The organism is Streptomyces sp. NPDC059785 (genome assembly GCF_042732375.1).
Taxonomy (GTDB): Bacteria; Actinomycetota; Actinomycetes; order Streptomycetales; family Streptomycetaceae; genus Streptomyces.
Window position 1 is genome coordinate 70,540 of the sequence record NZ_JBHWHV010000049.1, and the last position, 10,309, is coordinate 80,848.

Annotated in this window: 8 protein-coding genes; 6 read left to right on the forward strand and 2 right to left on the reverse strand. The window is 73.3% G+C overall.

Annotation, left to right across the window (positions count from 1 at the left end):
• Nucleotides 1-73: 73 nt before the first annotated feature.
• Nucleotides 74-1,090: an aspartate-semialdehyde dehydrogenase gene (locus ACFV6E_RS30910; RefSeq protein WP_385466059.1), complete on the forward strand. Its 1,017-nt coding sequence runs from the start codon at nt 74-76 to the stop codon at nt 1,088-1,090.
• 57 nt (nt 1,091-1,147) lie between these two features.
• Here ACFV6E_RS30910 and ACFV6E_RS30915 read toward each other — a convergent pair whose 3' ends face one another.
• Nucleotides 1,148-1,669, reverse strand: a complete 522-nt coding sequence (locus tag ACFV6E_RS30915; RefSeq protein WP_385466062.1) for a DUF1203 domain-containing protein — start codon at nt 1,667-1,669, stop codon at nt 1,148-1,150.
• A gap of 112 nt (nt 1,670-1,781) precedes the next feature.
• Here ACFV6E_RS30915 and pepN point away from each other — a divergent pair, with 112 nt between their 5' ends.
• The 4 genes from pepN (at nt 1,782) to ACFV6E_RS30935 (ending at nt 7,706) form a co-directional block, all read left to right on the forward strand.
• Nucleotides 1,782-4,358, forward strand: a complete 2,577-nt coding sequence (gene pepN, locus ACFV6E_RS30920) for an aminopeptidase N (RefSeq protein WP_385466065.1) — start codon at nt 1,782-1,784, stop codon at nt 4,356-4,358.
• Between the two features lie 399 nt (nt 4,359-4,757).
• Nucleotides 4,758-5,870 carry a HesA/MoeB/ThiF family protein gene (locus ACFV6E_RS30925; RefSeq protein ID WP_385466074.1) on the forward strand — a complete coding sequence of 371 codons (1,113 nt, stop codon included), beginning with the start codon at nt 4,758-4,760 and terminating at the stop codon, nt 5,868-5,870.
• The gene (locus ACFV6E_RS30930) at nt 5,867-7,138 is read left to right on the forward strand and encodes a hypothetical protein (RefSeq protein WP_385466068.1); all 1,272 of its coding nucleotides are present in this window, start codon (nt 5,867-5,869) and stop codon (nt 7,136-7,138) included. Before ACFV6E_RS30925 ends, ACFV6E_RS30930 begins: the two co-directional genes overlap by 4 nt.
• Before the next feature lie 61 nt (nt 7,139-7,199).
• Entirely contained in the window at nt 7,200-7,706 is a 507-nt protein-coding gene (locus ACFV6E_RS30935) for a MarR family winged helix-turn-helix transcriptional regulator (protein WP_385466071.1), read from the forward strand.
• 269 nt (nt 7,707-7,975) lie between these two features.
• On the opposite strand, the gene ACFV6E_RS30940 is transcribed toward ACFV6E_RS30935, so the two are convergent.
• Nucleotides 7,976-9,499: an FAD-dependent monooxygenase gene (locus ACFV6E_RS30940; protein WP_385466077.1), complete on the reverse strand. Its 1,524-nt coding sequence runs from the start codon at nt 9,497-9,499 to the stop codon at nt 7,976-7,978.
• 114 nt (nt 9,500-9,613) lie between these two features.
• On the opposite strand from ACFV6E_RS30940, the gene ACFV6E_RS30945 reads away from it, so the two are divergent.
• Nucleotides 9,614-10,264 carry a TetR family transcriptional regulator gene (locus tag ACFV6E_RS30945; protein ID WP_385160992.1) on the forward strand — a complete coding sequence of 217 codons (651 nt, stop codon included), beginning with the start codon at nt 9,614-9,616 and terminating at the stop codon, nt 10,262-10,264.
• Nucleotides 10,265-10,309: the final 45 nt, after the last annotated feature.

The following is a 10,309-nucleotide window of genomic DNA, read 5'->3' on the forward strand; positions in this document are numbered from 1 at the left end:
CCGGCCACCGGTGAGACGCATGATGGAAACCCAGGCATTGCAGGCACGGCAATGCAGGCACTAAGGAGTCGCGGTGAAGGTCGGAATCGTCGGAGCCACCGGTCAGGTGGGCACGGTCATGCGCAGGATCCTGGTCGAGCGGGACTTCCCGGTCACCGAGCTGCGTCTGTTCGCCTCGGCCCGCTCGGCCGGGACGGTCGTCGACGGTGTGACGGTGGAGGACGCCGCCACGGCCGACTACTCCGGCCTCGACATCGTGCTCTTCTCCGCGGGCGGGGCCACCTCCAAGGCCCTCGCCGAGAAGGTCGCCTCCCAGGGCGCGGTCGTCATCGACAACTCCTCGGCCTGGCGCAAGGACCCCGAGGTCCCCCTTGTCGTCTCCGAGGTGAACCCGCACGCGATCACCGACCGCCCCAAGGGCATCATCGCCAACCCGAACTGCACGACGATGGCCGCGATGCCCGTGCTGAAGCCGCTGCACGAGGAGGCGGGCCTTCAGGCGCTGGTCGTCGCCACCTACCAGGCGGTGTCCGGGTCGGGCCTCGCGGGCGTGGCCGAGCTGCACGGGCAGGCCCAGAAGGTCGTCGCGGACGCCGACAAGCTGACCCACGACGGCGACGCGGTCGACTTCCCCGAGCCGAACGTCTACAAGCGCCCCATCGCCTTCAACGTGCTGCCGATGGCCGGTTCCGTCGTGGACGACGGCCTGAACGAGACCGACGAGGAGCAGAAGCTCCGCAACGAGTCCCGCAAGATCCTGGAGATCCCGGAGCTGAAGGTCTCCGGCACCTGCGTCCGGGTCCCCGTCTTCTCCGGCCACTCCCTCCAGGTGAACGCCCGCTTCGCCCGCCCGATCTCCGTCGAGCGCGCCACGGAGCTGCTGGCCGGCGCCCCCGGCGTCGCCCTCTCCGACATCCCGACACCGCTCCAGGCCGCGGGCCAGGACGTCTCCTACGTGGGCCGGATCCGCGCCGACGAGACCGTGGAGCACGGCCTCGCCCTGTTCGTCTCGGGCGACAACCTCCGCAAGGGCGCGGCACTGAACGCCGTACAGATCGCGGAGCTGGTGGCGGCACAGCTCAGCGACTGACCGTCCGCGCCGGGCCGGCCGCTCAGCGCCCGACCAAGCACTCGGCGGCCCGTGCCCCTACGGCCTGCGTACCTCGTAGAAGAAGCAGCCGTACTCCACCGCCCTGATGTGGACCAGGGCCACGTCCGGGTCGGTGAAGGCGGCGCGGAAGGCCGCTTCGAAGGCCGCGTCGGTGGCGTCGGCCGGGCCCGGCACCTCGATCAGCCGGCCGCCGAGGATGCGCCCGGCGGCCGAGTAGCGGCGGACGACGCGCAGGGAGCCCGCGCTCGTGAGGGAGTGGTGGCCGGCCCCGGACGACGGCCCGCCGCACTCCTCGGCGTGGAGGAAGACGGGCCCCTGCTCGTCGTACGCGCCCGGGTCGGCGCCCGTCCGCGCGGCCCAGCGCCGCAGCGGGGCGTAGGAGACGAGGGCGATGCGCTCGCCCGGTTCGGAGCGGCGCAGGCAGCAGCGGAGCGGGGCGCCGCCCTCGTCGTCGGTGAACGGGGCGCAGGGCCGCCCCGCGTCGTCGGTGTCGCGGAGTTCCTTCAGGGCGCCCGGCTCGATGGCACGTGCGAAGTGCTGCGTCGTGGTGTCGGTCATGTCTCCAGGCTGGCCGCGGCCCGCCGTGTTCACCGGCGGGAAACGGACATCGCCTTCGCCCCGGGCCCGTGGAAGGATGGCGCCACCGAACACATCACGAGGAGATGACCGCGTGCCTGGCACAAACCTGACCCGCGAAGAGGCGCAAGCGCGGGCGAAGCTGCTCACCGTTGACTCGTACGAGATCGATCTCGACCTCTCCGGCGCGCAGGAGGGTGGCACCTACAGGTCGGTCACCACGGTGCGCTTCGACTCCGCCGAGACCGGCGTCGAGTCGTTCATCGATCTGGTCGCGCCGACCGTCCACGAGGTGACGCTCAACGGTGACCCGCTGGAGCCCGCCGAGGTCTTCAAGGACTCGCGGATCGCGCTTCCGGGCCTGCTGGCGGGCCGCAACGTGCTGCGGGTGGTCGCGGACTGCGCGTACACCAACACCGGCGAGGGTCTGCACCGGTTCGTCGACCCGGTCGACGAGCAGGCGTACCTGTACACCCAGTTCGAGGTGCCGGACGCCCGCCGCGTCTTCGCCTCGTTCGAGCAGCCCGACCTGAAGGCCACCTTCCAGTTCACCGTGAAGGCGCCGACCGGCTGGACCGTCATCTCCAACTCGCCGACCCCGGAGCCCAAGGACGACACCTGGGTCTTCGAGCCGACGCCGCGGATCTCCTCGTACATCACGGCGCTGATCGTCGGGCCGTACCACTCGGTGCACAGTGTGTACGAGAAGGAGGGGCAGTCCGTGCCGCTCGGCATCTACTGCCGGCCCTCGCTCGCCGAGTACCTCGACTCGGACGCGATCTTCGAGGTCACCCGGCAGGGCTTCGACTGGTTCCAGGAGAAGTTCGACTACGACTACCCGTTCAAGAAGTACGACCAGCTCTTCGTGCCGGAGTTCAACGCCGGTGCGATGGAGAACGCGGGCGCGGTGACCATCCGCGACCAGTACGTCTTCCGGTCCAAGGTGACCGACGCGGCGTACGAGGTGCGCGGCGAGACCATCCTGCACGAGCTCGCCCACATGTGGTTCGGCGACCTGGTGACCATGGAGTGGTGGAACGACCTGTGGCTGAACGAGTCGTTCGCCACGTACACGTCGATCGCCTGCCAGGCGCACCACCCCGCCTCGCGCTGGCCGCACTCGTGGACGACGTTCGCCAACTCCATGAAGACGTGGGCGTACCGGCAGGACCAGCTCCCCTCGACGCACCCGATCATGGCGGAGATCAACGACCTGGACGACGTGCTCGTCAACTTCGACGGCATCACGTACGCCAAGGGCGCCTCCGTCCTCAAGCAGCTCGTCGCCTACGTCGGCATGGACGAGTTCTTCCGCGGCGTGCAGGCCTATTTCAAGGCGCACGCGTTCGGCAACACGCGCCTGTCGGACCTGCTGGGCAAGCTGGAGGAGACCAGCGGCCGCGACCTGAAGACCTGGTCGCAGAAATGGCTCCGGACGGCCGGCATCAACGTCCTGCGCCCGGAGATCGAGACCGACGCGGACGGCGTCATCACCCGCTTCGCGATCCGCCAGGAGGCGCCCGCCCTGCCCGCGGGCGCCAAGGGCGAGCCGGTGCTGCGCCCGCACCGCATCGCCGTCGGCCTGTACGGCCCCGACGAGAAGGGCCGGGTGGTGCGCGGCGAGCGCGTCGAGCTGGACGTCGACGGCGAGCTGACCGAGGTGCCGCAGCTCGTCGGCATGCGCGCCGCGGTCGTCCTGCTCAACGACGACGACCTGTCGTACGCCAAGGTCCGGCTCGACGAGGAGTCGCTGGCGTTCGTCACCCAGCACCTGGGCGACTTCGACGCGTCGCTGCCGCGCGCCCTGCTCTGGGCGTCCGCTTGGGACATGACGCGCGACGGCGAACTGGCCACCCGCGACTACCTCTCCCTCGTGCTGTCCGGCATCGGCAAGGAGACCGACATCGGCGTGGTGCAGTCGCTGCACCGCCAGGTCAAGCTGGCGATCGAGCTGTACGCGGACCCGGCCGCGCGCGAGGCGCTGCTGACCCGCTGGACGGACGCGACCCTCGCCCATCTGCGGGCCGCCGAGGCGGGCGGCGACCACCAGCTCGCCTGGGCCCGCGCCTTCGCCTCGACCGCCCGCACGCCCGAGCAGCTCGACCTGCTGGAGGCCCTGCTCGACGAGCGGACGGTCATCGAGGGCCTGGCCGTCGACACCGAGCTGCGCTGGGCGTTCGTGCAGCGGCTCGCCGCGGTCGGCCGGTTCGACGAGGCGGAGATCGCGGGCGAGTACGAGCGGGACAAGACCGCGGCGGGTGAGCGGCACGCGGCGACCGCGCGGGCGGCCCGGCCCACCGAAGAGGCGAAGGCGGAGGCCTGGGCCTCGGTCGTGGAGTCCGACAAGCTGCCGAACGCCGTGCAGGAGGCTGTCATCGGCGGCTTCGTGCAGACCGACCAGCGCGAGCTGCTGGCCCCGTACACGGAGAAGTACTTCGAGGCGGTCAAGGGCGTCTGGGACTCCCGGTCGCACGAGATGGCCCAGCAGATCGCGGTGGGCCTTTACCCGTCGGTGCAGGTCACCGAGGACACCCTCGCGAGGACCGACGCGTGGCTGGCCGCCGCGGAGCCCAGCGCGGCCCTGCGGCGCCTGATCTCGGAGTCCCGCGCGGGCGTCGAGCGGGCCCTGACGGCCCAGGCGGCGGACGCGGCGGCGGGCACCCAGGCATAGTGCCCCAACAGGCAACGGACGCCGCTCCTTGACGGGCAAACGTTGCCTGCCGGGGCACTAGTACTCCGGCTCCGTACGTGACAGGGGGCGCCCGGTGATCACCGGGCGCCCCCTTCGCACGTGCCGCACGGCGGCGGTCAGCCGCCGTTGCCTCCGCTGCTGTCGCCCGTGGTCTCCTTCTTGTCCAGCGGGCGGATGACGATCTTGATAGGCACGCCAACTCCTCTCCGACGTAGGGGTGTTGAGCGTCCTGACGCGACCCCCTGACCGCGTCTTGAAAAGGCTCTGCTCAGGCGATCACAGTGTCAAGGGATGTCCCACAAGTGGAGTGCGCGGGAAGGGGTCACTGTGACGGTGCCGGCGACGGTCGAAGCGGTCGGGGCCCTGGAGCGCCCACGGATCAAGCCCGAGCACCGGGCGTACCGCACGTCCGAGGGCAACGTCCGGATCGGCAGCGTCGTCCACGGCATCGGCGCCGAGATCTCCGACCCGGAAGGCTGGATCTGGACCCTGGTCGGGGCGATGGACGGCAGCCGCGCACCGGCCGCGGTCGTCGCCGAGGTGGTACGGGCCCATCCCGGGCTCCCCGGCGAGGACGCCCGGCTGGCCATGGCCGATCTGCTGGCGGCCGGGTTCGTGGAGGACGCGGGCGCCGCCGTCCCGGTGTCCGAGCGCGAGGAGGTCCGCTACAGCCGGGGCGTGCCGCTGCTGCGCTGGATGGACCTCGGCCCCCGTACCAGTCCGTGGGAGGCCCAGCTGCGGCTGCGCCGGGCCCGGGTGCTGCTGCTCGGCGTCGGCGGCACCGGCGGGTACGCCGCCCAGAGCCTGGTCGCCTCCGGCGTCGGGCACGTGCACTGCGTGGACCCGGACACGGTGGAGCTGTCCAACCTCAACCGCCAGCCGCTCTTCCGCGAGTCCGACCTCGGGCGTCCGAAGACCGAGGCCGCGCTCGCCACCCTGCGCGCCCTCAACTCCGACGTGACGGTGACGGGCGAACGCCGGGAGGTGCGCGGCCCCGCCGACCTGGCGGACCTGGTGGCCGCCGCCCCCGGCTACGACCTGCTCGTGCTCAGCGCCGACCGCCCCGACGCCATCCGCCGCTGGGCCAACCGGGTCTGCCTGGCGGCGGACCTGCCGTGGGTGGCCGCCGGCTACCGCGGCCCCCTGGTCACCGCCGGTGTGTACGTACCCGGCCGCGGCGCCTGCTGGGAGTGTCTGCGGGCCGGCGAGATCGCCCGCCGCGACCTGCGGCTCGCGCCCGGCCAGGACGAGGACGTCGCCTCACCGCGGATGCCCTGGAACCCGGCGTCCGCCGTCACCGCCGGGCTCTCCGGCGGCCTCCTCGCGCACGCGGCCCTGGCCCTGCTCACCGGTGTCCCGGCCCTCGAACCGGGCTTCCGCTTCGGCCTCAACCTGATGCTGCCGGGCGACCCCGTGCTCCAGAGATTCCCCCGGGACCCGGACTGCGCGGCCTGCGGCGGCCGGGCGGCCGAGGCCGGGGAGCGCGGATGAGCGCGGCCGCCGAGGACAGCCGCACGCCGCCCGCCGCGCCCACCGCCGCCACCCGCGTCCGGCTGCACCGCCTCGGCTCCCGTCCCGACGGCGCGGAGTGGATCGTCGGACGGCTGGCCACGGGCCGCTTCGTGGCCCTGCCCGAGGTCGGCAAGCAGGCCCTGGACCTGCTCGGCCAGGGCCTGAGCGCCGGCGAGACCGGCGCGCGGTTACGGGAGACGACGGGCGACGACATCGACGTACCGGACTTCGTGGCGGGCCTGCTCGACCTCGGGTTCGTCGCCGAGCTGGACGGGCGCGCGGTGGAGCAGCCCGCGCCGCCGCAGCCGACGTTCCCCCGGATCAGGCCCCGGCACGTGCGCTGGGTGCTCAGTCCCGTCGTCCCCGTGCTGATCGGGCTGCTGATCGCGGTGACCCTGCTGTCCCGCCCGCCCGTACGGCTCAGCTATCACACCCTGCTCTGGAGCCCGCACGGCAGCGCGGTGATCGCCCTCGGCGCGGGCGCGGGCTGGACGCTGCTGCTCCTCCACGAGTGCGCGCATCTCGTCGCCGCGCGCGCGACCGGCGTACCCGGCCGGATACGGCTCGGCACCCGGCTGCAATTCCTGGTCATGCAGACGGACATCAGCGGCATCGAACTCGCGCCGCGTCGCCACCGGCTGACCGCCTATCTGGCGGGTATCGCCACCAATCTGACCGTCGCCGCGCTGGCCGCCCTGGCCTCGGCCGCCGCCGGCGGCACCGCCCACCGGATCCTCGCCGCGCTCACCCTCCTCGCCCTGCTCCCGCTCCCCTTCCAGCTCATGGTCTTCATGCGCACGGACCTGTACTTCGTGCTCCAGGACCTGACCGGCTGCCGTGACCTGTACGGCGACGGGGTGGCGTACACCAAGTACGCCGTCCGGCGGCTGCTGCGCGGCCCCGCGGGCGGGCGCGGGAACGGCTCCGGGGCGCGCGCCGGACTGTGCGATCCCAGCCGTGCGCTGCCGGGTCACGAACGGCGCGCCGTCCGTGTCTACAGCGTCGTGCTCGTCGTCGGCACCACGCTGTGCCTCGCCTTCCTCGCCACCGTCAGCCTGCCCGCGGACCTCACCCTCTTCGCCCGCGCGGTGCGTGCGCTGGGTCCGGGCCACTCGGCCGCGCAGCGTCTGGACGCCGCCGCGGTCGTCGTCGCCCTCGGCGGGATGCACCTGCTCTGGGCCCGCACCTGGTGGCGCAACCGGCGGCCCCGCGGGCGCACGGCGCTGACCACGAAGTCCGCGCACTGAAGGGCCCGCGGGCGGACCGTCGCTCCGGGCGCCTCGTCCAGCGGCGGCGGATACTCGTCCCATGACAGCCGACCCGACCGGCAAGGACGCCGTGGACGCGATCGTCGCGCAGTGGGCCGCCGTACGGCCCGGCCTCGACACCGCCGCGATGGAGGTCTTCGGGCGCGTCTTCCGGCTCGCCCGCGCGATGGGCGACCGGATGGAGCGGGCCTACGCGCAGTTCGGCATCTCGCGCGGGGAGTTCGACGTACTGGCCGCCCTGCGCCGCGCCGGCGAGCCGTACACCCTCTCCCCGCGCCGGCTCTCGGCCGCGCTGATGCTCACCACCGGCGGCACGACCGGACGCCTCGACAAGCTGGAACGCGCCGGTCTGCTGCGCCGGTCGCCCGACCCGCACGACCGCCGCGGGCTCCAGGTGACCCTCACCGAGGACGGGCACCGGCTGATCGACCGGGCGGTGGGCGCGGGCCTCGCCGTCCAGTCGGAGGCGCTCGCCGCCCTGGACGCGGACCAGGCCGGCCGGCTGGCCGGCCTGCTGCGCCTGCTGCTGGCGGACACGGACGTCTGAGCAACCATGCCGCGCCCCGGCCGGCCGACCGCCTGAGCGACGCGGCCGGTTGTGTCCGGCCGCCAGGTAGGCGCAGTGCGGCCGGTCGCGTCCGGACGCCGGGTCGGCGCAGTGCGAGCGTCAAGTCAGCGCAGTGCGGCCGGCACAGCGCGGCCGGTCGTGTCCGGACGCCGGGTCGGCGCAGCACGGCCGGTCGTGTCCGGCCGCCGGGTCAGCGCAGCACGGCCGGTCGCGTCCGGACGCCGGGTCAGCGCAGTGCGAGCGTCAAGTCAGCGCAGTGCGGCCGACGGTGCGTCGGTCGCGCCCGCCGCGGTCAGTGCCGCCTCGACCGCCGCCGCGTCCGCGGTCCCGCCGTCACGCCGGCCCTCCGCCGCCCAGGCCACGTACCCGTCGGGCCGCACCAGTACGGTCGTGCGCCGGTCGTCCGCCCAGTGCCGGACGGCCAGCCGGTCCCCGCGGTCCCCGGTCTCGTACGGCTCCGGTGTGAGCAGGACGAACCGGCCGCCGCGCAGCGCCTCGTAGAGCCGGCCGCCGCCGCGCAGGGCCGCGTCCGGGGCGCGGCGGCCGGCCAGCGGGTGCGCCCCGCGCGGCGCCTTGTACGCGTAGCCGATGCCGGTGACCAGTCCGGTCAGGTGCCTGCGGGCCGGGCCCACGTGGTCGAGGAACGTGGTGAGCGCGGCCCGGAACGCCATCGACCAGGGGTACTTGGCCATCGCGAGGCGGACGATGCCGCCGCTGCTGCGCAGCACGGACTTGCCGACCGGGTGCCGCTCGGCCTGGTAGGTGTCCAGCAGCGCGTCGCCCGCGCGCCCGTCGAGGACCGCGGCCAGCTTCCAGCCGAGGTTCGCGGCGTCCTGGAGGCCGGTGTTCATGCCCTGGCCGCCGGCCGGGGTGTGCACGTGCGCGGCGTCCCCGGCGAGGAAGACCCGGCCCACGCGGTACGCCGGTGCCTGGCGTTCGTCGCTGTGGAAGCGGGACATCCAGCGGGCGTCGTGCATGCCGTAGTCGCGGCCGAGGGCGAGCCGGGCGATCTCCTTGACCTCGGTGAGGTCGAGCGACTCGTTGTCGGCGAGGTCCCGCTTGCGGTGCCAGCCGATCACCCGGTGGTAGCCGTCGCCGAGGGGCGCGATGAACGCGAACGCGTCGCCGACGGCCTGCGCCGTCAGTATCTCCGCGGGTTCCTCGGCGAGCAGCACGTCCGCGAGGACGACGGACCGGATGACGGACTTCCCGGGGAACGGCAGCCCGACCGCCTCGCGCACCGCGCTGTGCATCCCGTCCGTGCCGACGGCGTACGCGGCGCGCAGCGTGTCCGGCTCGCCGCCCGGCCCGCGGACTTGGAGCGTCACCCCGTCCACGTCCTGGGCGAGCCCGGTCACCTCGGTCTCGTACACGAAGCGCACCCCGCTGTCGACGGCCCGCCGCTCCAGCACCTTCTCGACCTCGTACTGCGGGATGACGAGGAGGTGGTTGAAGCGCGAAGGGAGGGTGTCGAGCGGGACCTCGAGCCGGCCGAACAGGGCGATGCGGTCGAGGGGTTCGCCCTTGGCCTCCAGTTCGTCGGCGAGCCCGCGGGCGTCGAGCTGCTCCAGGGTGCGGGCGTGCACGACGAAGGCGCGGGAGAGGTTGCTGATCTTGTGCGGGCGCTTCTCGACGAGGGTGACCGGGACGCCGGCGGTGGCGAGGTCACCGGCGAGCAGCAGCCCGGTGGGGCCCGAGCCCACGACGACGACGTCGCGTGACCCCGGACGGGTGTGGGGGGTGCGGGCCTGGGTGCGGGCCTTGCCGTTCATCGCGTCCATGGCGTCTCCAACAGTTGTAGGCCAACGCTTGTGGGCCAACGCTCGTTTGCCAACATAGGACTACCCCCCTGGACCGTCAACACACGTTGGCCTACGTTTGTTGGCATGACTGAGAACGCACTTTCGGCCGCTCCGGCCCCAGCGCCCGGTACGGCCGCTTCGGACGCTTCCGCGGCCGCCGCTCCCGCCGTCGCACGCCGATCCGACGCCACCCGCACCGCGATCCTGGCGGCTGCGCGCGAGCGGTTCGCCGCCGACGGCTACGAGCGCGCGACGATCCGCGCGATCGCCCGGGACGCGCGGATCGATCCGTCGATGGTCATGCGGTACTACGGCTCGAAGGAGGGGCTGTTCGCCGCGGTGCTCGACGTCGACCTGCGGCTGCCCGACCCCGCGCGGGTGCGTCCGCAGGAGGTGGGGCGGCTCCTGGTGAGCCACTTCCTGGACCTGTGGGAGGAGAACGAGGCGCTGACCGCGATGCTCCGGGTCGGTGTCACCAACCAGGCGGGGGCCGAGCGCATCCAGGGCGTCTTCCGCGAGCAGCTGCTGCCCGTGACGCGGCAGGTCTGCCCCGATCCGGAGCAGGCCGCGCAGCGGGCCGCGCTCGCCGCCTCACAGGTGCTGGGGATGGCGCTGGCCCGCTATGTGCTGCGGCTGCCGCCCGCGGTGGCGCTGCACCGCGAGGAGATCGTGGCGTGGCTGGCACCGACGGTCCAGCGCTACCTCACGGCGCCGCACCCGCGGACCAGCCCGTGAAAAGACGTCCGCCGGGGGAGTCCGCGCACCCGTAGGTGCGCGGAC